The sequence below is a fragment of the Cellulomonas sp. EB106-03-03-XG116 genome (assembly GCF_058792015.1).
Genome location: NZ_JBYTEP010000036.1, coordinates 24,801 through 45,089 on the forward strand (window position 1 = coordinate 24,801; position 20,289 = coordinate 45,089).

At 75.3% G+C, this 20,289-nt stretch carries 25 protein-coding genes; 11 read left to right on the top strand and 14 right to left on the bottom strand.

From position 1 onward, the window contains the following. Positions 1-19 precede the first annotated feature (19 nt). A complete protein-coding gene (locus AC3WUG_RS13420) occupies positions 20-1,357 on the bottom strand; it encodes a uracil-xanthine permease family protein (RefSeq protein ID WP_147794836.1) in 1,338 nt (445 codons plus the stop codon). Positions 1,358-1,563: 206 nt separating this feature from the next. Here AC3WUG_RS13420 and AC3WUG_RS13425 point away from each other — a divergent pair, with 206 nt between their 5' ends. Further along, positions 1,564-2,835, top strand: coding sequence for a glycosyltransferase 87 family protein (locus AC3WUG_RS13425; RefSeq protein ID WP_492328126.1), 1,272 nt, complete (start codon positions 1,564-1,566; stop codon positions 2,833-2,835). Here AC3WUG_RS13425 and AC3WUG_RS13430 read toward each other — a convergent pair. Beyond that, positions 2,816-3,763, bottom strand: a complete 948-nt coding sequence (locus AC3WUG_RS13430) for an LLM class F420-dependent oxidoreductase (RefSeq protein ID WP_492328127.1) — start codon at positions 3,761-3,763, stop codon at positions 2,816-2,818. The genes AC3WUG_RS13425 and AC3WUG_RS13430 overlap by 20 nt on opposite strands. Positions 3,764-3,860: 97 nt before the next feature. Between AC3WUG_RS13430 and AC3WUG_RS13435 the strand changes: the two genes are divergently transcribed. Together AC3WUG_RS13435 and AC3WUG_RS13440 are read left to right on the top strand one after the other, a co-directional pair. Continuing rightward, positions 3,861-4,064: a hypothetical protein gene (locus tag AC3WUG_RS13435; protein WP_492328128.1), complete on the top strand. Its 204-nt coding sequence runs from the start codon at positions 3,861-3,863 to the stop codon at positions 4,062-4,064. A gap of 12 nt (positions 4,065-4,076) precedes the next feature. After that, complete coding sequence (locus AC3WUG_RS13440) at positions 4,077-4,736, top strand: DUF1684 domain-containing protein (RefSeq protein WP_492328129.1); 660 nt, start codon at positions 4,077-4,079, stop codon at positions 4,734-4,736. A gap of 127 nt (positions 4,737-4,863) precedes the next feature. On the opposite strand, the gene AC3WUG_RS13445 is transcribed toward AC3WUG_RS13440, so the two are convergent. Next, a complete protein-coding gene (locus AC3WUG_RS13445; RefSeq protein WP_492328130.1) occupies positions 4,864-5,124 on the bottom strand; it encodes a LapA family protein in 261 nt (86 codons plus the stop codon). A gap of 101 nt (positions 5,125-5,225) precedes the next feature. Here AC3WUG_RS13445 and AC3WUG_RS13450 point away from each other — a divergent pair, with 101 nt between their 5' ends. Both AC3WUG_RS13450 and AC3WUG_RS13455 read left to right on the top strand, forming a co-directional pair. Continuing rightward, positions 5,226-5,531, top strand: a complete 306-nt coding sequence (locus AC3WUG_RS13450; RefSeq protein WP_492328131.1) for a GNAT family N-acetyltransferase — start codon at positions 5,226-5,228, stop codon at positions 5,529-5,531. Positions 5,532-5,570: 39 nt separating this feature from the next. Beyond that, complete coding sequence (locus AC3WUG_RS13455) at positions 5,571-5,669, top strand: hypothetical protein (RefSeq protein ID WP_492328148.1); 99 nt, start codon at positions 5,571-5,573, stop codon at positions 5,667-5,669. A 25-nt stretch (positions 5,670-5,694) separates the two neighbouring features. Here the strand turns inward: AC3WUG_RS13455 and AC3WUG_RS13460 are convergent, their stop codons facing one another. Continuing rightward, positions 5,695-6,732 (bottom strand): Fpg/Nei family DNA glycosylase, encoded by a 1,038-nt coding sequence (locus tag AC3WUG_RS13460; RefSeq protein ID WP_492328132.1) that lies wholly within the window; start codon positions 6,730-6,732, stop codon positions 5,695-5,697. A 44-nt stretch (positions 6,733-6,776) separates the two neighbouring features. Further along, on the bottom strand, positions 6,777-6,977 hold the full coding sequence (locus tag AC3WUG_RS13465; protein WP_492328133.1) for a hypothetical protein: 201 nt from the start codon (positions 6,975-6,977) through the stop codon (positions 6,777-6,779). A 140-nt stretch (positions 6,978-7,117) separates the two neighbouring features. Between AC3WUG_RS13465 and AC3WUG_RS13470 the strand changes: the two genes are divergently transcribed. Together AC3WUG_RS13470 and AC3WUG_RS13475 are read left to right on the top strand one after the other, a co-directional pair. Next, positions 7,118-7,456, top strand: a complete 339-nt coding sequence (locus AC3WUG_RS13470) for a cupin domain-containing protein (protein WP_492328134.1) — start codon at positions 7,118-7,120, stop codon at positions 7,454-7,456. Between the two features lie 115 nt (positions 7,457-7,571). Next, the gene (locus tag AC3WUG_RS13475) at positions 7,572-8,288 is read left to right on the top strand and encodes a hypothetical protein (RefSeq protein WP_492328135.1); all 717 of its coding nucleotides are present in this window, start codon (positions 7,572-7,574) and stop codon (positions 8,286-8,288) included. 7 nt (positions 8,289-8,295) lie between these two features. Here the strand turns inward: AC3WUG_RS13475 and AC3WUG_RS13480 are convergent, their stop codons facing one another. Together AC3WUG_RS13480 and AC3WUG_RS13485 are read right to left on the bottom strand one after the other, a co-directional pair. Then, positions 8,296-8,916: a dihydrofolate reductase family protein gene (locus AC3WUG_RS13480; protein ID WP_492328136.1), complete on the bottom strand. Its 621-nt coding sequence runs from the start codon at positions 8,914-8,916 to the stop codon at positions 8,296-8,298. Between the two features lie 91 nt (positions 8,917-9,007). Further along, positions 9,008-9,916, bottom strand: coding sequence for an SDR family oxidoreductase (locus AC3WUG_RS13485; protein ID WP_492328137.1), 909 nt, complete (start codon positions 9,914-9,916; stop codon positions 9,008-9,010). 109 nt (positions 9,917-10,025) lie between these two features. Here AC3WUG_RS13485 and AC3WUG_RS13490 point away from each other — a divergent pair, with 109 nt between their 5' ends. Both AC3WUG_RS13490 and AC3WUG_RS13495 read left to right on the top strand, forming a co-directional pair. After that, positions 10,026-10,589, top strand: coding sequence for a TetR/AcrR family transcriptional regulator (locus tag AC3WUG_RS13490; RefSeq protein ID WP_492328138.1), 564 nt, complete (start codon positions 10,026-10,028; stop codon positions 10,587-10,589). A gap of 352 nt (positions 10,590-10,941) precedes the next feature. After that, the gene (locus AC3WUG_RS13495) at positions 10,942-11,193 is read left to right on the top strand and encodes a nuclease (RefSeq protein ID WP_492328139.1); all 252 of its coding nucleotides are present in this window, start codon (positions 10,942-10,944) and stop codon (positions 11,191-11,193) included. A gap of 18 nt (positions 11,194-11,211) precedes the next feature. Here the strand turns inward: AC3WUG_RS13495 and AC3WUG_RS13500 are convergent, their stop codons facing one another. Next, positions 11,212-11,601: a four-helix bundle copper-binding protein gene (locus AC3WUG_RS13500; protein ID WP_492328149.1), complete on the bottom strand. Its 390-nt coding sequence runs from the start codon at positions 11,599-11,601 to the stop codon at positions 11,212-11,214. 155 nt (positions 11,602-11,756) lie between these two features. Between AC3WUG_RS13500 and AC3WUG_RS13505 the strand changes: the two genes are divergently transcribed. Beyond that, on the top strand, positions 11,757-12,779 hold the full coding sequence (locus tag AC3WUG_RS13505) for a S66 family peptidase (protein WP_492328140.1): 1,023 nt from the start codon (positions 11,757-11,759) through the stop codon (positions 12,777-12,779). 39 nt (positions 12,780-12,818) lie between these two features. Then, positions 12,819-13,097, top strand: coding sequence for a membrane protein insertion efficiency factor YidD (yidD, locus tag AC3WUG_RS13510; protein WP_492328141.1), 279 nt, complete (start codon positions 12,819-12,821; stop codon positions 13,095-13,097). A gap of 10 nt (positions 13,098-13,107) precedes the next feature. Here yidD and AC3WUG_RS13515 read toward each other — a convergent pair whose 3' ends face one another. The 6 genes from AC3WUG_RS13515 to AC3WUG_RS13540 form a co-directional block, all read right to left on the bottom strand. Then, the gene (locus tag AC3WUG_RS13515; protein WP_492328142.1) at positions 13,108-13,809 is read right to left on the bottom strand and encodes a DUF8817 family protein; all 702 of its coding nucleotides are present in this window, start codon (positions 13,807-13,809) and stop codon (positions 13,108-13,110) included. 43 nt (positions 13,810-13,852) lie between these two features. After that, positions 13,853-14,761: a polyphosphate kinase 2 gene (gene ppk2 / locus AC3WUG_RS13520; protein WP_492328143.1), complete on the bottom strand. Its 909-nt coding sequence runs from the start codon at positions 14,759-14,761 to the stop codon at positions 13,853-13,855. Between the two features lie 66 nt (positions 14,762-14,827). Continuing rightward, a complete protein-coding gene (locus AC3WUG_RS13525) occupies positions 14,828-16,192 on the bottom strand; it encodes a glycoside hydrolase family 30 protein (protein ID WP_492328144.1) in 1,365 nt (454 codons plus the stop codon). Positions 16,193-16,297: 105 nt separating this feature from the next. Next, positions 16,298-18,331, bottom strand: a complete 2,034-nt coding sequence (locus AC3WUG_RS13530; protein WP_492328145.1) for a beta-galactosidase — start codon at positions 18,329-18,331, stop codon at positions 16,298-16,300. After that, positions 18,328-19,230 carry a carbohydrate ABC transporter permease gene (locus AC3WUG_RS13535; protein WP_492328146.1) on the bottom strand — a complete coding sequence of 301 codons (903 nt, stop codon included), beginning with the start codon at positions 19,228-19,230 and terminating at the stop codon, positions 18,328-18,330. Before AC3WUG_RS13535 ends, AC3WUG_RS13530 begins: the two co-directional genes overlap by 4 nt. Beyond that, positions 19,227-20,192 (bottom strand): carbohydrate ABC transporter permease, encoded by a 966-nt coding sequence (locus AC3WUG_RS13540; protein WP_492328147.1) that lies wholly within the window; start codon positions 20,190-20,192, stop codon positions 19,227-19,229. Before AC3WUG_RS13540 ends, AC3WUG_RS13535 begins: the two co-directional genes overlap by 4 nt. Positions 20,193-20,289 lie beyond the last annotated feature (97 nt).

Genomic DNA, 20,289 nt, shown 5'->3' on the forward strand with positions numbered 1-20,289 from the left:
GCCCCCGGCCGCCGCGCGCTCAGCGCTCCAGCTCGACCCCGCCCGGGACCGACGCCGGGGACGCCGGCTCCTGGCTGGTGCCGCGCCAGCGGGCCACGCCCCGCATGACGTGGTAGACCCCGATCGCGGCGGCGGTGCCCAGCGCGATGCCCTCGAACGTCAGGTCGCCCACGGCCCAGGTGTAGTTGGCGATGCCGACCACCAGCGCGACCGCCGCGGTCGTCAAGTTCACCGGGTCGGAGAAGTCGACCTTGTTCTGCACCCAGATCCGGGCGCCGAGCACGCCGATCATGCCGTAGAGCACGGTCGTCGCCCCGCCGAGGACGCCGGCCGGGATCGTGTTGATGAGCTCGCCGAACTTGGGCGACATGCTGAGCACCAGCGCGGTCGCCGCGGCCACCCAGTAGGCGGCGGTGGAGTAGACCTTGGTCGCCGCCATCACGCCGATGTTCTCCGCGTAGGTGGTCGTGCCGGAGCCGCCGCCGAGGCCCGCGAACGTGGTGGCGAGGCCGTCGGCGAGCAGCGCGCGGCCGGTCAGCGGGTCGAGGTCCTTGCCGGTCATGGCGGCGACGGACTTCACGTGCCCGACGTTCTCCGCGATCAGCACGAAGACGACCGGCAGGAACAGGCCGAGCAGCCGCGGCTCGAACGTCGGGGCCACGAAGTGCGGCAGGCCGAACCAGGCGGCCTCGCCGACGGCGGTGAAGTCCACCTCGCCGCGCAGCGTGGCGACGACGTAGCCCACCACGACCCCGACGAGGATCGACAGCCGGCCGAGGATGCCGCGGAACAGCACCGCGGACAGCACGATCGCCCCCAGGGTCACGATCGCCGTCACCGGCGCCGCGCGGAAACCGCTGCACGCGCCGGTCTCGTCGCAGGTGCCCCACGCCGTCGGCGCGAGGTTGAAGCCGATCAGGGCGACGACGGTGCCGGTCACCACGGGCGGCATGACGACGTCGATCCACCGCGAGCCCGCGAGGTGCACGACCAGGCCGATCGCCGCGAGCAGCAGGCCGGTGGCGAGGATGCCGCCGACGGCCGCGGACTGCCCGCCGGAGGCGGTGGCGGCGACGATCGGGCCGATGAACGCGAAGCTCGACCCGAGGTAGGACGGCAGCCGGTTCCCGGTCACCAGCAGGAACACCACGGTGCCGATCGCGGAGAACAGCAGCGTCGTCGCCGGGGAGAAGCCGGTGAGCAGCGGCACCAGGAAGGTCGCGCCGAACATCGCCACGACGTGCTGCATGCCGATGCCGATGGTCCGGGGCCAGGACAGCCGCTCGTCGGGGGCGACGACCGCCCCCGGCTCGACCCTCCTGCCGTCGCCGTGCACCCGCCAGCCGATCGCGCTCACCGCGGTCCTCCTCCTACGCCGGCGCCCCGGTCGGTCCGTGCGCCGCAGGGCAGGCTAGCGGGTGACGCGTCACCCGCTCGGCGGCGCCCACGGTCGCACGGGGCGCCCGCGTAGGGTGTGGCCCGGCCCGTGACCGTCCGCCGTGGAGGTGCGCCATCGACCGCCTGCTGCGCTCGCGCGCCGCGCTGTGGACCGCGTTCCTCGCGGTGCACGGCTGGATCGCCTACGTCGGGACCGTGCTGATCCCCGCGCGGGCGTTCTGGGACCTCGACCTGTACCGCTGGTGGATGTGGCAGGGGCTGCACCAGGGCGTGTGGCCGGTCCTCGACGGCGACTGGGTCTACCCCGCGGGCGCCGTCGTCCCCATGCTGCTGCCGGCGCTGGTGGACGCCGTGGGCACCCAGCCGTACGCGGTGGCCTGGTCCGCGCTCATCACGCTGCTCGACGCGGTCGCCGTGGTCGTGCTGCTGCGGTTCGCGGGGCGCCCGGCGCGGGCGGGCGCGGTGCGGGGCGACGCGGTGCCGCCCGCGCGCGACCCCGCGGTGGGCGCCTGGTGGTGGCTGGCGTTCGTGCTGCTGCTGGGCCCGGTCGCGGTCGGCCGGCTGGACGCCGTGGTGGCGCCCGTGGTCGTGGTCGCCCTGGCGGTGGCGCTGCGGCACCCCGCCGTGACGTCCGCGCTGCTCACGTTCGGCGCCTGGGTCAAGGTCGCGCCGGGCGCGCTGCTCCTGCCGCTGGTGCTCGTGCTGCGCCGCCCGTGGCGGGACCTCGTGCTGCCGGCCGCGGCAGTCTGCGTGGCGGTCGCGGGTGCCGTGGCCGCGGGCGGCGGGCTGGGGCACCTCACGAGCTTCCTCACCGAGCAGGGCGAGCGCGGCCTCCAGCTCGAGTCCGTCGCCGCGACGCCGTTCGTCCTGGTGGGGATCGCCGGCGGCGGGACGCGGGTGGTGCTCAACCAGGAGATCACCACCTGGGAGATCGCCGGCCCGGGGACCGCGGCCGTCGCGGGCGCGCTGGGCGTCGCCCTCCCGGTCGCCCTGGCCGCGGTGACCGGGCTGCTCGCCTGGGTGCGGCTGCGCGCCGGCGACCGCCTGGACACGGCGGCGTACCTGGCGCGCGGGGCCCTGCTGGTCGCCGTGACGCTGATCCTCGCGAACAAGGTCGGCTCGCCGCAGTTCGTCGGCTGGCTGGCGGGGCCGGTCGTCGTCGGGCTCGCCCGGCCGGGCGCCGGCGGCCTGCGGTCGTGGCGGGTCCCGGCGGTGCTGGTGCTCGTGATCGCCGGGCTGACCCAGGTGGTGTTCCCGATCGCCTACGACGGGATCACCCTGCAGCAGGCCGGCCCGTCGCTGGTCCTGGTGCTGCGGAACGTGCTGCTGGTCGTCCTCGTCGTGGTGGTGGCCCGCGACCTGGCCCGCACGGGTCGGGTCTCGTCGCGGGCCACCGGGCCGGGCGAGGGGGCGCGCCTCAGCGCACCTGCGGCATGACCTCGGAGGCGACGAGCTCCAGGTGGTCCAGGTCGTGCAGGTCGAGCACCTGCAGGTAGACCCGGGTGACGCCCTGCTCCGCGAGCGTGCCGAGGCGGTCGACCATCGCGGTCGGCGTGCCGGCGATGCCCACCGCGCGGACCTCCTTCGGGTCGCGCCCGATGGCGGCGGCCCGGCGGTCCACCTCGGCGTCGTCCCGGCCGCCCGCGAGGACGAGCGCGGCCGACATCGTCAGCGTCCGCGGGTCGCGGCCGATCGCGCGGCACGCCTCCCGGACGGTCTCCAGCTTCTCGCCCACGACGTCCAGCGGCGGGAACGTCAGGTTGAACTCCGAGGCGAACCGGGCGGCGAGCGCCGGGGTCTTCCGCGGGCCCAGGCCGCCGACGATCAGCGGCACGCCCGGAGTGGTCCCGTCGAGCGGCGACGTCTGCACCGGCTTCGGCAGCGCCGGGCTGCGCTTGAGGGTGTAGTGCTCGCCGGCGTGGTCGAACCGGTCGCCCACGGGCGTGCCCCACAGGCCGGTGACGACCTCGAGCTGCTCGGCGAGCAGGCCGAACCGCTTGTCCGGGAACGGGATGCCGTAGGCCTCGTGCTCCTCGGCGTACCAGCCGGTGCCCAGGCCCAGCTCCACGCGGCCGCCCGACATCTGGTCGACCTGCGCGACCTGGATGGCGAGCACGCCGGGGTGCCGGAACGTGGCCGACGACACCAGGGTGCCGAGCCGGATCCGGCTGGTCTCGCGGGCCAGGCCGGCGAGCGTCGTCCAGGCGTCCGTCGGGCCGGGCAGGCCGTCGCCGGAGCCCATCGACAGGTAGTGGTCGGAGCGGAAGAAGGCGTCGAAGCCCAGGTCCTCGGTGGCGCGCGCGACGGCGAGGAGGTCGTCGTAGGTGGCGCCCTGCTGCGGTTCGGTGAAGATCCTCAGGTCCATGCGGGCAGCCTTTCACGGCGCGCGGGGTGGGTCGCACCGGGGCCGCGGCGGGGGCCGTGGCGGGCCCGCGGCGGGGACGCGGCGGTACGGTCGGGGCGTGCTGCGTGGCATCCGGTGGTCGAGCCTCGCCGTCGTGCTGGGCGCGGGGGCGCTCACCCTCGTGTGCCTCGTGCTGGCGCTGCGCGGCCGCCCGTGGGCGTGGGTCGTCGGCCTGGTGTGCGCGGCGACCGCGGTCCGCGAGGTGCGCGCGCTGCAGCGGCACGACCGGCGCGCTCGGGCCGCCCGGGGGCCTCGCGCGTGAGACGGTGAGGGCATGGTGACGCAGCTCGGCCTGGCCCTCGACGCACTCGCGGTGGCGGACTGGCGGCGGCGCACCGCGCAGATGTACGCGGACGTCCGCCGGCTGGCCGAGGACGACCCCGCCGCCGCGCACGCCGAGTGGGTCGCGCGCCGCGACGAGCTGTTCGCCACGCACGCCGCCTCCCCGCTGCACCACGCCGCGAAGGCCGTGTTCGAGGGGCTGTCCGTCGCGCCCTACGACCCCGCCTACCGGTTCGAGGTGCGGGTGCGGGCGACGTCCGCGCAGCGGCTCGAGGTCGCCACCGGGACCGACGGCGTCGTGCCGTTCGACCGTGTCGGGCGAGTCGAGCTCGAGGGCCTCGGCTCGCTGTCCGTGTGGGCGCTGCGCACCTACGGCGGCGGCATCTTCATCCCGGTCAAGGACGCGACCGCCGGCAAGGGCACCTACGGCGGCGGCCGGTACCTGCTCGACACGATCAAGCACGCCGACCTCGGCCGGGCCACCGACGGCGGGCTGATCCTCGACCTGAACTTCGCGTACAACCCCTCGTGCGCGTACGACCCGGCGTGGGCCTGCCCGCTCGCGACCCGCGGGAACGTGCTGCCCGCGCCGGTGCCGGTGGGCGAGCAGCAGCCGGACCCCAAGCTGGTGGCGGACTTCGAGCTGGAGTGACGCGCGGGCGCGCTCGTCGCGCGGTGAGGTCGTCACCACCCGGCGAGGTCGTCACTCGTGTGTGACGACCTCACCGAGTAGTGACGACCTCACGCGTGAGTGACGACCTCGCGCGGGAGTGACGACCTCAGCGGCCGCGGCGGCCCTCCGCGCGGCCCGCGCGCCGGATCCGGAACGTCCCCGCCGCGAGGCCGACGACCAGCATCGCCGCGAGCGCCACCCACAGCGGCGTCGTCACGGTCGTCGCGAGCAGGTGCACCCGCACCGGCTGCCGGTTCTGCGCCACGAACACGACCGCGAGCACGACCAGCAGGACGCTGAGCCAGCGGCGCTGCAGGAACGTGACGACGGGGTTCGGGCGGCTCGTGGGCGTCTCGGTGCTGCTCATGGCGGGCTCCTCCGCGGCGCGGTGCGTGCGCGGGCGGCCGGGGCCGCCGTGGTCCGAGCATGGCGCAGCCGCACCCCCGGCGACCACCTACGCTGACCGGCGTGCCGCTGACCATCGAGACCCGCACCCCCGCCGAGATCACCGCCGCCGAGCTCTACGCGCTGCTGCGGCTGCGCGTCGACGTGTTCGTGGTCGAGCAGACCTGCCCGTACCCCGAGCTCGACGGCCAGGACCTGCTGGACGACTCGCTGCAGGTCTGGGCGCACGAGGACGGCGAGCTGCTCGGCACCATCCGGGTGCTGCGCGCCGGCAGCGACCACCCGGCGATCGGCCGCGTCGCGACCGCCGGGGCCGCGCGCGGGCGTGGCGTGGCGGGTGCGCTGCTCGAGCACGGGATCGCGCTCTGAGGCCCCCGGGCGACCATCCACCTGCACGCGCAGGCGCACCTGGAGGTCTGGTACGGCCGGTACGGGTTCGAGCGCGCCGGCGAGGACTACGACGAGGACGGCATCCCGCACGTCCCGATGGTGCGGGCGCCGCGCTGACCGCCGGGACCGCCGGCGCCGGGGGTCAGCGCTGGCAGGTCGGGCACCAGTAGAGCTTGCGCCCGGCCATCTCCTCCACGACCACCGGCGTGCCGCAGGTCCGGCAGGGCTCGCCGCCGCGGCCGTACACCCAGTGCCGCTGCGCCGGGTCGCGCAGCGCCTCCGCCCGGCCGGCCTCGTCGAGGTCCTCCCGGGTGAGCATGACCCCGGTAGCGATCCCGTCGGCCAGCAGCGCCGACCAGTCCGCCCAGAGGGCGCGCGCCGTCTCCGCCGGGACCCGCTTGCCGGGCGTGTGCGGGTCGAGGCGCGCGCGGTAGAGCAGCTCCGCCCGGTAGATGTTGCCGATGCCGGCCACGACGGCCTGGTCCATGAGCAGCTGACCCACGGGGGTCCCCCGGGCGGTCAGCCGCTGCACCACGACGTCGGCGGCCGTGCCGGGGCCGGGCGCCACCGCGTCGGCGACCGCGGGGTCCGACTCCCCAGGCTCGACGTGCGCCGCCGCGCCGGTGGCCGCGGCGACCGCGTGCGGGTCCGCCATCCGGGCGCGGACGTCGTCCTCGACCGCCGGATCCGGCCCGAGCTTCGCGAGCGCGGCGGCCGTGGCGGCGGGGTCGAGCACCTCGCAGGCCGTCGGGCCGCGCAGGTCCGCCACCGTCTGCTCCGTCGCGAGCCGCACCCGCACCTGGCCGACCGGCTCCGGCGGGAAGTCCTCGGTCTCCGCGCCCTCGTCGCCCTCGTGCTCCCCCTCGCCCATCCGCACCGACCGCCGCACGCGCGGGGCGCCGAGGCTGGCCACCGCCCCGCCGCCCTCGGTCAGCGGGGACACGACCCCGAGGAAGTCCCACGCGCCGTACAGGCCGAGGTGCACCCGCAGCACGTGGCCGCCCTCGAAGCCGAGGAACAGCTGCTTGCCGACGGCCGCGGACGTCAGCAGCTCGCGCCCGTCGAGCAGCGCGGCGCCCTGGGCGAACCGGCCCTGCGGCGAGGACACCGCGACGCGGCGCCCGACGAAGTCCCGCGCGAACTGGCGGGCGATGCGGTGGACGGTGTGACCCTCGGGCATGCGCCCAGGCTAGGGGCGACCTCCGACGCCCGCGGCCCGGGGGCTCAGTCGTCCCAGAAGACGGTCCACAGCCCGACGAGCAGCGCGACCGCCGCGAGCCCGACCGCGGGCCACACCGCGGCCGACCACGTCCACGCCGCCGCGAGCTCCTGCACCGGGTCCCGGCCGTGCAGGACGTGCCCGAGCAGCGCGGCCGTCACCCGCAGCACGAGCTCCAGCACCACGTCCGCGGCGCCGGTCAGCACCGGACCTCCCGGCGCGCGGGGGCGCGGAGGGCGGCGTCTCGGCAGGTCACGGAGCCCATCCTGCCAGGCACAGCGGGCGCACAGCCAGAACCGGGACACGACCGCGCTCCCCTGCGACGCCGGCGAGGACGATGGGCGACGTGGACCTCGACCCCGTCGTGACGAACGCCGACCACTACCGCGTGGTGCTCGAGAACGCGCGCGTGCGCGTCCTGGCGTACGACGACCTCCCGGGCGACCGGGCCACGCCGCACGTCCACCCGGACAGCGTCTTGATCACGCGGTCGGCGTTCAGCCGGCGGCTGACGGGGTCGCAGGGCGACCGCGACGTCGTCCTGCCCGAGGGGGCCGTGGTGTGGCTGCCCGCCCAGGAGCACGCGGGCGAGAACACCGGCACGACGCCGACCCACGTGCTGCTGGTCGAGCTCAAGGGCGACCCGGCCGCACCCTCCCCGGGAAGCGCCCTCGGCCCGGAGTGACGGCCGGCGCCCTGCGCCGCGGCCGCTCGACCGGCCGGGCGCGCGGACCCGGCGCGGCCGAACCCGCAGGTAGGCTGCGGTGACCGACCGCTCGGACCGATCAGGGGGCACGACCATGGCCGCGAGCACGCCGCCAAACACCGCCACGACCACCGCGCCGGGACGCCGCGCGCGCCGCACCCGGCTGGCCGTCGCGGCGGTCGTCGTGGTGCTGCTGCTCGTCGCGGGCGGCGTCTGGTTCGCCTCCGCGCAGCGCTCGCAGGCGCAGGACCGGTCGGCGCTCGACGACGCGCTGGCCGACCTGGCGCCCGTCGCCACCGAGCTGCAGCAGGCGATCGACACCTCGCACGAGGGGCTCGCGTCCGCCGAGGGCCGGCTGCTCGACCCCTCCCTCGGGACCGCGCTCGCGGAGGTGCTCGCCGAGGCCGAGGCCCTGGACACCACGGCCCCGACGGAGGGTTCGCTCGCCGAGCAGGCCGACGCCGTCGAGGAGACGCGCGAGGCGGCGCTCGGCCACCTGCAGTCGATCGCGGACGCCACGCAGGCCGTCTTCGAGGACAGCTACGCCTACGACGTCCAGCAGGAGGACCAGGCCCGGCAGGCCGAGGTCGCCGCGCTTGACGGCGCGGTCGCCGCCGGGCAGCAGGCGCTGAGCGCGCGCACCGGCGACACCGACGCGCGCGCGGCGCTCCAGGGCGCCCTCGACGCGGCCGCGACCGCGCGCGCCACCGAGGTGGACCCCGCGGACATCGACACCGTGATCGCGGCGACGACCGCCGCGCGGGAGGCCCGGGCGGCGGTCGAGGCCGCGACGGCGGCCCTGGCGGGCTGACGCGGCCTCAGGCCTCGTCGGCGAGCGGCACGTCGCCCTTCACGTCGTCGTACCCGTGCGCGTTCGGCAGCTCGGCGGGCGCGTAGACCAGGCGGACGACGCCGGTCGGGAAGATGTCCGACCCGAGCAGCCGGAGCGGGTAGATCGGCGACCCCTCGTCGAACAGCCGCTCCCCGCCCCGCGCGGCGACGGGGTGCACGAGCAGCCGCAGCTCGTCGAGCAGCCCGGCGGCGAGCAGCTGCCGCACGACCGACAGCGACCCCGGCACGACGACCTTGCCGACGCCGGGCTCGGCCTTCAGCGCGGTGACGGCCTCGACCAGGTCGCCCTCCACGCGCTCCGCGTTCCGCCAGCCGAGGTCGGCGGTGCCGCGCGTCACGACGAGCTTGCGGGTGTCGCCGAGCTGCTTCGCGTACGCCGCGTCGACGTCGCCCGCGGCCTCCCGCTCCGGCCACGCGCCCGCGAAGCTGTCGTACGTCACCCGGCCCAGGAGCAGCGCGTCCGCGCCGGCGTAGTCCTCCGTGACCGCGGCGCCCATGTGGTCGTCGAAGTACGGGAAGTGCCAGGCGGGGTCGATCTCGGCCACGCCGTCGAGCGAGATGAACAGGGTCGAGACGAGGGTCGCCATCGCGGGTCCTCCTTCGGGCAGGCGCTGAGCGCCGCACGGGTGGCTGGTCCCTCATGAGAACCCACCCGTGCGGCGCGTGCCTAGACCTCCGTCACCGGCTCGGTGCGTACGCGCCTCCCGCCAGGTCCTCGAGCAGCGTCGGGCCGGTGGGCTGCCACCCCAGCCGCTCGCGGGTGAGCGCGCTGGACGCGGGCAGGTCCAGCGCGAAGAACCCGCCGATCCAGCCGAAGTGCGCCGCGGCGTCCTCGGGAGCGATCGACGCCGCGGGCACGCCGACGGCCCGGCCGATCGCCTCCGCGATGTCGCGGGCGGGCACGCCCTCCTCGCCGACCGCGTGCACCACCGGGACGTCGCCCGCCGCCGCGGCGCGGCCCAGGGCGAGCGCCACCAGGCGCCCGGCGTCCCCGCGGTGCACCGCGGGCCACCGGTTCGCGCCGTCGCCGACGTACCCCGCGACACCCCGCTCGCGGGCCACGCGGACCAGCTCGGCGACGAACCCGTGGTCCCCGTCGCCGTGCACGGTGGGCGCGAACCGGAGCGCGACGGGCCGGACGCCGCGGTCGGCCAGCCCGAGGGCGTAGGTCTCGCTCGCGCCGCGCGGCGCGTCGGGGGCCGAGTACGGCGACGCCGTGTCCTCGGTCAGCAGCCGGCCGGGCGAGACCCCGGCGATGCCGGACGCGAGCAGCAGCGGCCGCCCGGTGCCGGCGAGCACGTCGCCGAACGCCTCGACGGCCGCCCGCTCGGTCCGGCCGGACGCCGCGTAGTCGCTGAAGTCGTGCTTGAACGCTAGGTGCAGCACGGCGTCGGCGTCCTCGGCGCCGGCCCGCAGCGCACCGAGGTCGTCGAGGTCGCCGCGGCGGACCTCGACGCCGGCGGAAGCGAGCGAGGCGGCGGACGCCTCGGACCGGGCGAGGCCGACGACGTCGTGCCCCGCGGCGAGCAGCTCGGGGACGGCGGCCGAGCCGATCCAGCCGGACGCACCGGTGACGAACACGCGCATGGGAGTCCTCCAGGGACGAGCACCCGGGTGGACCCGGGGCGACCGTGATGTCAGTCGCTGTCATCACCGTACGCCCGATGTCAGCGGCTGTCATCACTAGACTGACGGGATGGGACGCTGGGAGCCGGACGCGCAGGGCCGGATGGCGCGCGCGGCGCTGGAGCTCTACGCCGAGCGCGGCTACGAGCAGACGACCGTCCAGGACATCGCCGAGCGGGCGGGCGTCACCGAGCGCACCTACTTCCGGTACTTCGCCGACAAGCGCGAGGTGCTGTTCGACGGCGCGCACACCATGGAGCGGCTGGCCGTCGCCGGGGTCGCGGACGCCCCGCAGGGGGCCGGACCGCTGGCGGCCGCCGGCGCGGGCGTCGTCCGGGGCTGCGACGCCCTCGCCGACCGGTTCCAGCACGCACGCACCCGCGCCGGGGTCGTCGCGGCCAACCCGGGCCTCCAGGAGCGCGAGCTGCTCAAGATGGCGGCGCTCGGCGCCGCGCTGGCCGGGGCGCTGCGCGACCGCGGGGTGCCCGCGCCGGTCGCCGCGCTCGCCGCCGAGGCCGCGGTCGCCGCGTTCCGGGTCGGCTTCGAGTCGTGGGTCGCGAGCGACGGCGGACGCGGCCTCGACGACCACGTGCGGGCCGCGCTGGCGGACCTCCGGGCGCTCGCGTCCGGCTGACGCGTCCACGGGGCGGACGCGCCCGGACGGCGCCGCGACCCCCTCACCAGCGGGGGCGCGCGGCGGTCCCCGGACGCCCTTGACACGTCACGCGGGGCTGCCCAGACTCGTCGACATGTCCGCCGTCCTGCACGCCCACGCGGCCCCGCTCCCCGCGGGGTCCGTCGCCGTGCCGACGGTGCGGTGCAGCTGTCGAATGTGTCGCTGACGTCCCAGCGGTCCCCCGCCCGCGCCTGAGGCGCGCCCCGGCCGGACCCCGCGTCACCCCGCAGCAGCCGCCCTCCGCGCAGCCCCGGTCCGTCCCGGCGCGCGAGCGCACCCGCACCGCAACGCCGGACCCCAGGAGCCTGAAGTGCCGCAGCACACCCGCGTCGACGTCCTCCCCATCCAGGAGGTCGTCGCGACCGCCTCCCCCAGCGCCTGGCGCGACGGCCTCGTCGTCGCGCAGGGCGACGCCCAGGTGACCGTCGCCCTGCTCGACGGCGACCTGCGCGTGCTCACGACGCGCGCCACGCCGCAGCCCGGCGAGCCGGTGGCGGTGCACCCGGTCGCCGGGCTGCTGGCGCTGGGCGGCGTCTGGTACGCCGCGCGCCCGTCGGTCTAGCCGGTCCGACCCGGTCGGTCAGGCCATCGAGGCCATGGCCGAGCGGCAGGCGTCGACCATCGCCCGGCAGGCCTGCGCGCAGATCCGGCAGTGCTCGGACATCGACGCGTGCATCTCGCACTCCGCCGCGCACGCCTCGCCCATGGCGACGCAGGCCTGCATCATCGCCGACATCGCGGACATGTCGTAGCCCGCGGGCCGCATCATCATCCGCATCGTCGTGGTCGCGACGTCCGCCGTGCTCGCGCACATGGACGCACATCGGGCCATGTTCTCCCCGGCGTCCGCGTCGGCACACATGGTCGCGGCCATCGCCGCGGCCGAGCACGCCTCGATGCACGGCTGCATCGCGGTCATGTCCATCCCCGTCGTGCCCGCCGGCATCGACTTCATCATGTCCATCATCATGCTCACGGCAGTTCCACCCCTCGTGCGATCGGCTGGTGCTCCGGCACCGACGACGCTACGCCGCGGGCGCGCGGGGCCACCAGGGGGCGGCGGACCCGGGACCGCCGACCCGCAAACCGCCCCGGGCCCGCCTCGGCGCTGCCAGACTGCGGCGCATGATCCGCTACCCGCGCCCGCTGGTCCCCGGCGACATCATCGGGGTCGCGTCCCCCTCCGCGGGCGTCGCGGTCCGGCACGCGCGGCGGCTGGACGTCGCGGTGCGACACCTCACCGAGCGCGGGTTCGAGGTCCGTCTCGGGCCGCTCGTGCACGGCGACGGCGTCGCCAGCGGGCCCCGGGACGCACGCGCGGCCGAGCTCGCCGACCTGATGACCGATCCCGCGGTCCGGGCGGTCGTCCCGCCCTGGGGCGGCGAGATCGCGCTCGACCTGCTCGACCGCGTCGACTGGGACACCCTCGCAGCCGACCCGACGTGGTTCGTGGGCTACTCCGACATCTCGACGCTGCTGCTCCCGCTGACGCTCCGGACGGGCGTCGCGACGCTGCACGGGCAGAACCTGATGGAGACGCCGTTCCGGGTGCCCGCGCCGATGCTGCCCTGGTTGGACGTCGTCCGCGCCGAGCCCGGGGCCACGCTCGTGCAGGGCGCCGCGCCGCGGTACCGGTCGGCGGGGTTCACCGACTTCGCGGTCGAACCGGAGGCGACCGAGGAGCCGCTGGACGCGCCCGGCGGCTGGACCCGGCTCGACGGCGACGGCGACCTGCGCGTCACCGGGCGGCTGGTCGGAGGCTGCCTGGAGACGGTGTCGCACCTGGCCGGCACCCCGTACGGCGACGTCGGGGCGTTCGTCGCCGCGCACGCCCCGGAGGGCACGATCGTGTACCTGGAGGCGGCCGCCGCGGACGCGAGCGACGTGGTCCGCCGGCTGCTGGGCCTGCGGTACGCGGGCTTCTTCGCGGGCGCGAACGCCGTGCTGCTGGGGCGCACCCGCGGCGCGGACGTCCCCGGCCTGACGCAGCACGACGCCGCGCGGCTCGCCCTGGCCGACCTCGGGGTTCCCGTGCTCGCGGACGTCGACTGCGGGCACGTCCCGCCGCACCTCGCGCTGGTCAACGGCGCGCTGGCGACGATCGAGCACGACGACGAACGGTCGGTGCTGACGCAGACACTGCGCTGACCGGTCGCCGCCCCCGGCGCCCACGCCTACCGTGACGCGATGAGCCTCGCCGCCGTCGCCGCCGACCGCCTGATCCGGGTCTACCAGCGCCGCATCTCGCCCCGGAAGGGCTACGCGTGCGCACACCGCGTCGCGCACGGCGGGACGTCCTGCTCGGAGGAGATCCGCCGCACGGTGGTGGCCCGCGGCGTGCTGCGCGGCGCCCGGCCGACCGTGGCCCGGTTCGTCGCGTGCTACCAGGCCGCGGGGATGCTGGCGCAGTCGGACGTGCGCGGGGTGTGCTGCTGCGGCGGCATCCCGATCCCGTTCCGGTTCTGACGACCCCGCGTCACCCCGCCGCGCCGGCCACGACCTCGCGCGCGTGCGCGAGGTCCGGCGCGACGGCGTCCGTCTGCGCGGCGGTGAACGGCAGCGCCTCGGCCAGCGCCGCCGCCGCGTCCGAGACCCGCCCGAGCCGCACCAGCAGCTCGGCGCGGTACGCCAGCGCCCGGGCCCGGTCGTCGGCGGGCGCGTCGGGGTGCCGGGTCAGCCCGGCGTCGAGCGCGACCAGCGCCTGCGCGTCGTCGCCCCGCGCGTCGCCCTGCCGCGCCGCGACCTCGACGGCCCGCGCCAGCCCGGAGGCGGCGGGCTCGGGCGTCCCGACGTCGGCCTCGCGGTAGAACCGGAGCCAGTTCCCGCCGACGTCCACCACCGTGAACCCGGTGGTCGTGCCCTGCTTGCGCCGCGGACGCAGCAGGCGCGGGACGCCCGCGACGGGCAGCCGCCCGAGGTGCGCCCGCAGCCCGGCGGCGAACTGCTGGTAGAGCGCCTCCGCGTCCGGGACGACGACGATCACGCTCGCGTACGACGCCGCGGGGTCGAAGCCGTCGACGCCCGCGAGGTGGATGTGGATGTCCTCGAACCGCACGACGGCGGTCGGGTACGGCCGCCGCTGCCGGTACGTGGGGTGGAAGCCGAGCGCCTCGTAGAACGCGACCGCCGCGTCGACGTCGGGGCAGGGCAGGATCGCGTAGGTCCGTTCGCCGGCCATCGCGCCAGCATCGCGGTCGTCACCACCCCGGGGCAAGGGGCGGCTACTCGTCCGCCGGCTCGTTCTTGCTGCGGATGACGAGCAGCGGGTCCGGCCGCCCGACGACCTCCGGGTCCTTGCCCTCGTAGTCGAACTGGCCGAGGAAGAACCGCATCGCGTTGATGCGCGCCCGCTTCTTGTCGTTGGAGCGGATGATCGTCCACCGCGCGTGCCGCTTGTCGGTGCGGCGGAACATCTCCTCCTTGGCCTCGGTGTACTCCTCCCACTTGTCCAGGGAGGCGAGGTCCATCGGCGACAGCTTCCACCGGCGGACCGGGTCGAGCTGGCGGATCGCGAACCGGGTGCGCTGCTCCTTGCGGGACACCGAGAACCACAGCTTGGTCACGTGGATGCCGGAGTCGACGAGCATCTTCTCGAAGACGGGCGCCTGCCCCATGAACGCCTGGTACTCGTCCTCGGTGCAGAACCCCATGACCCGCTCGACGCCGGCGCGGTTGTACCAGGACCGGTCGAACATGACGATCTCGCCGGCCGTCGGCAGGTGCTGCACGTAGCGCTGGAAGTACCACTGGCCGCGCTCGCGGTCGCTCGGCTTCGACAGCGCGACCACCCGCGAGGTCCGCGGGTTCAGGTGCTCGGTGAACCGCTTGATCGTGCCGCCCTTGCCGGCGGCGTCGCGGCCCTCGAACAGGACGATGGCCCGCTTGTCGTTGTCCTCGAGCCAGTACTGGAACTTCAGCAGCTCGACCTGGAGGCGGTACTTCTCGAGCTCGTACGCGTCGCGGTCCATCAGGTCGGGGTACGGGTACCCCTCCTGCCAGGTGTAGACCGGGTTGCCCTGCGGGTCGATGAGGTCCGGGTCCGGCGTGTGGCCGTCCCGGACGGTGTAGCCGCTGTCCCGGAGGAACTCGATGTACTCGCGCAGGTCGCGAGGCGGGTTCACGACGCTCATGCGACCACTCTCGGGGCACCCGGGCCGACGCGCCAGTGCGTCCGCCGACCCGGGTGCCCGGGCGCCTCAGACCTCCAGGACGAACGTGTTGAGGGAGTCGGCCGGCAGCACGGGCGAGACGACCTGGTCGCCGACGAGCACCGAGACCGGCATCTCCTCGGAGGTGTCGTTCTGCATCACGACGACGAGCGAGCCGTCGGGGTTGCGGAAGGCGACCTGGTTCTCGTAGCCGGCGTAGCTCAGCGTCGGCACCAGGCGGGCGCCCGGCTGCACGAAGTGGCTGACGTGCTTGAGCACGTGGTACTCGTGCGTGTACTCGAACGTGCGCGCCTCGGGGTCGACCACGACGAGCGAGTTCTGCGACCAGCCCCAGCGGCTCACGCCGCCGCGCTCCAGCGACAGGTTCCAGTACTGGTAGGCGTTCGCGCCGTTGTTGAGGAAGTCGCGCATCAGGCGCCACGCGTAGCGGGCGTACCGCCAGTCGTTCTTGCCGTCGCCGCACTCCTGCTCGGTCTGGTAGAGCCTCAGGTCGGGGTGGTCCTTCTTCAGGAACGGCACGATCGACTTGCCGTGCCACTGCACGCCGATGCCGGTGACGGCCGCGGCGGCGTCCGGGTCCGCCAGCACCTCGTCGACCAGGGCCTCGTTCGGGCGCTCGACGGTGCCGAGGAACACCTCGACGCCGCGCTCGCGCATCTCGGGGCCGAGGTGCCGGAGGAACGCCGCGAGGCCGGCCGGCGTCCAGGTGCAGCTCGGGTACGGCTGGGCGGAGTTGAACTCGTTCTGCGGCATGACCATGCCGATCTCGATGCCGAGCTCGCGGTACGCGTCGACGAACTTGCCGAAGTACGCCGCGTAGGTCGCGAGGTGCCGCTCGTCCTGGGTGAACGAGTCGGTGCCCTCGGCCTGGACCTGGTCGGGGCGCAGGCCGTTCTCGACGCCGTTGATCCACGGCTGCACCGACGCGTAGTGCCCGTTGGTCTTCAGCCACTGCGGCGGCACCCACGGCGACGCCCACAGCTTCAGCGACCCCTGGTGCGCCAGCGCCGCGCGGATGTAGGGGACGAGCGTCTCGTGGTCGTTCGCGATGCTGAAGTGCTCGAGGTCGAAGTCGCCCGGCACGTCGTCGTAGGAGTAGTAGTCGCGGGCGAAGTCGTTCGCTCCGATCGGCATGCGCCCGATGGTGAAGTTGCCGCCGACGCCGGGTGCGTACATCTCGCGGAAGATCTCGGCCCGCTGGTCGTCGGTCAGGTGGGCCAGCGAGGTCCAGCCGAGCTCGTTGAACGTGGCGCCGAAGCCCTCGATCTCCTGGCGCTCGTCGTCCAGCTGCACGAACACGTCCGGGATCCGGTCGACCGCGGCGGGCTCGACGCCCCCGAGGTCGGTCCAGCGCTCGTGCTCGGTGGTGCTGGTCCAGCTCGCGATGCGCATCGCACACTCCACTTCGTCGTCCGCGGGGACCACGGCGGCCCCGGGTCGCGGCAGGGGCGCGCGCCGGTGCGAGGCACTACCTACCGCTTACTAGGTAGTGCGAGGCTACCTCTTCTTCCCGACCGGGTGGGAGGTATTGCCGCCCGACGCGACCAGCGCCGCCGCCGAGCGCGCCCCGAGCACGAGCGGCCCGGCCACCTCCCGGCCCGTCACCAGGTCGACTGCCGCGGCGGGAACCGGCACCGTGCGCGCGTCGGGCCCGTGGTTCAGCACGAACAGGACGTCCCCGCGCCGGGCGACCTCGACCCCGTCGGGGGACGGGACGGGGTCGAGCCCGGCGCGCGCCGCCGCGTCGAGCAGCAGCCGGGACAGCGCGTCCGCGGGCGGCACGGTCGTGACGGACGTCGCGCTGCCGCCGCCCGGGTGCGCGCGGCGCGTGACGGCCGGGCGCCCGTCGAGCCCGGCGCCCCGGTAGGTCGCGAGCACCTCGACGTCGTCGCCCTCGACGCGCACCCGCTCCGACCAGTCGACGGCCGTGAACGCGCCCACGAGGTCGGAGTCGACCCGGACGCCCCCGTCGGGCAGCGGCCGGTGCTCCTCCCCCGACATCCCGAGCGTCGCCGTCCACGGCACCGGGAACCGCCCGCCGCGGACCCGGCCCTCCTCGTCGGCGACGCCGCTGAACGGCCCGACGACGAGCGCGCCGCCCCGCTCCGGCACCCGGGCCACGTTCGCCGCGTCGGCGTCCGAGACCAGGTACAGGCCCGGCACCGCGACCAGGTCGTAGCCGTCGAGGTCGTCGCCGGGGTGCACCACGTCCACGGCGATCCCGGCGCGCCACAGCGGCTCGTACCAGGCGAGCAGCTGGTCGACCGGGCGCAGGCGGTCGCTGGGCAGGCCCGGTCCCTCGCCCGCCCACCAGGACGACCAGTCGAAGACCAGCGCGGCCCGGGCGTCGACCCGGGTGCCCACGACCCGGCGCAGCCGGCGCAGCACGGCGCCCTGCGCGCGGACGGCCCGGTGCAGGTCGGTGTCCGGGCCGGCGTGCGGCAGCATCGCGGAGTGGAACCGCTCGGCGCCCGCGGCGGAGGCGCGCCACTGGAAGTAGCAGACCGCGTCGGCGCCGTGCGCGACCGCCCGCAGCGAGTCGACGAGCAGCGCGCCCTCCGGCTTCGGCAGGTTGTGCGGCCGCCAGTTCACGGCGCTCGTCGCCTGCTCCATCAGCACCCACGGCCGCCCGCCGCCGAGCGAGCGCATGAGGTCGTGCGTGAGCGCGGCGCGCGCCGGGCTGCGCGGGTCGGCCGGGTCGCCGTACCAGTCGTCCGCGACCACGTCGACGTCGTCGCGCCAGGACCGGTAGTCGACGCCGCGGAAGAAGCCCATGAAGTTCGTCGTCACCGGGACGTCGGGCGTGGCCGCCCGGAGGACCTCCGCCTGGACGCGGTACAGGTCCCGCAGCTGGTCCGAGGTGAACCGGCGGAAGTCCAGGTCCTGCGCCGGGTTGTGCAGGTACGGCGCGGCGCGCGGCGGCACGATCTCGGCCCAGCGCGCGTAGTGCTGGCTCCAGAACGCGGTGCCCCACGCGCGGTTGAGCTCGTCGAGCGTGCCGTACCGCGCGCGCAGCCAGTCCCGGAACGCCGCCGCGCACAGGTCGCAGCAGCACCGCTGGCCGAGCTCGTTGCCGACGTGCCACATCGCGAGCGCCGGGTGACCGGCGTACCGGTCCGCCAGCACCTGGACCACGCGGAGCGCGTGCTCGCGGAACACCGGGGAGGTCGGGCAGAAGTGGTTCCGGGAGCCCGGGCTCATCCGCACCCCGGAGGCGTCGACCGAGGACGTCTCCGGGTGGTCGAGCGCGAGCCACGGCGGAGCCGACGCGGTGGGCGTCGCCAGGTCGACGGCGATCCCGGCCCCGGCGAGCAGGTCGAGCACCCGGTCGATCCAGCCCGTCTCGAACCGGCCCGGCTCCGGCTCGAGCGTGCCCCAGGAGAACACCCCGACGGTCACCAGGGTGACCCCGACCTCGCGCATCAGGGCGACGTCCTCCGCCCACACCGCCTCGGGCCACTGCTCGGGGTTGTAGTCGCCGCCGTAGAGCAGCCCGTGCCGATCGGTCAGCGCGCCGAGCCCGGGCCTCACCCCTTGAGCCCGCCGGCCAGCAGGTCCGCCCGCCAGAACCGCTGCAGCAGGAGCACGAGCGCGATCAGCGGGATCACCGACACGGCGGAGCCCGCGATGATCAGCGGGTACAGGTCGGTGTCCCCCGCACCCTTGGACAGGAACGTGTAGAGGCCGAGGGTGATCGGGTACTTGTCCTGGTCGGACAGCATGATGAACGGCAGCAGGAAGTTGTTCCAGATCCCGACGAACTGGAGCAGGAACACCGTGACCAGCCCCTGGGTCATCATCGGCAGCGCGATCGCGCCGAACACGCGCAGCTCGCCGGCGCCGTCCAGGCGGGCGGCCTCGATCGTGTCGTCGGGGACGGCCGCGGCCGCGAACACCCGGCACAGGAAGATCCCGAACGGGTTGATGATCACCGGCAGCAGCACCGACCACCGCGTGCCGGCCAGGCCGAGCTGGGCCATCAGCAGGTACTGCGGGACGGCCAGCACGATGCCGGGCACCAGGACGCCGGCGAGGATGCCGGAGAACAGCAGCTCGCGGCCCCGGAACCGGAACTTCGCGAGCGCGTAGCCGGCCATGGCGGACACCAGCGTGGACACGATCGCGCCCACGCCGGCGTACAGGGCGGAGTTCATGCCCCAGAGCCAGAACTGGCCACCGCCGTAGGCGCTGAGGTTCGCGAGGTTGTCCAGCAGACCGGTGCCGGGCGCGAACGAGAACGTGGTGAACAGCTCGCGCGGGCTCTTGGACGTCGCGATCAGCACCCACGCCACGGGCAGCAGGGTGTAGACCGCGCCGAGCATGAGGACGGCGGTCGCGAGGCGGGGGCGGCGGTGCCGCCGCGGTGCCCGGCGCGGGCTGCGGTCGCCGGTGCGGACGACGGCCGGGGGCCGGGTGTCGACGGCGGTCACGCGGCACCCCCGAACGTGCGGCGCTGGAAGAACCGGAGGAGCAGCAGGGACAGGGCCAGGATGCCCAGGGCCAGGACGACCGACGCCGCGGCCGCGCCCCCGAGGTTGTCGTTCATGAACGCCTCTTGGTAGATCTTCATGAGCGGCACCCACGTCGAGGAGATGGTGTTCGACATCGGGCGCAGGGTGGCGGGCTCGCTGTACAGCTGGAGCGTCCCGATCACGGAGAACAGGCCGGTGAGCACCAGCGCGGGCGTCACGAGCGGGATCTTGATGCGCAGCGCGATCTGCCGCTCGGAGGCGCCGTCGATCCGGGCCGCCTCGTAGATCTCCGTCGGCACCGAGCGCAGCGACGTGTAGATGATGATCATGTTGAAGCCGACCCCCGACCACAGGGCGATGTTGGCCAGCGCGAAGTACAGCGCCGGGTAGCCGAAGAAGTCGACCGAGCTGCCGCCGAGCTCGCGCGCCACGTAGCTGACCGGGCTCGTGCTGGGCAGGTACAGGAACCCCCACAGCAGGCTGGCGATCACCCCGGGCACCGCGTACGGCAGGAAGATCGCCGTCCGCGCGAAGCTGCGCCCCGGCACGCGCGGGTGGTCGAGCAGCAGCGCGAACAGCAGGGCGAGGCCGAGCACGCTCGGCACCGCGATGGCCCCGTAGACCAGCGAGCGCCCGAGGCCCGCGACGAACTCCGGGTCGGACAGCGCGGTCGCGTAGTTCTCCAGCCCGACGAACGTCTCCTCGCGGCGCCCGAACGCGCCGCCGGAGACCCGGTAGCCGCGGAAGCTCAGGTACAGCGCGTACCCGATCGGGATGATCAGGAACGCGGCGAAGAACGCGATCGCGGGCGACGCGAACAGCCAGGGGGTCGCGGCGCGGGCCCGGCGCCGGGTGGAGCGCGGGCGGGGTGCGCCAGCGGCGCGGGCGGCCTGGGGTGCCGGGACGACGTCGGTCGACATGGCCCTTCCTCCGGATCGGTCGGTGGGGGGGGGGGGGGGGGGGGGGGGGGGGGGGGGGGGGGGGGGGGGGGGGGGGGGGGGGGGGGGGGGGGGGGGG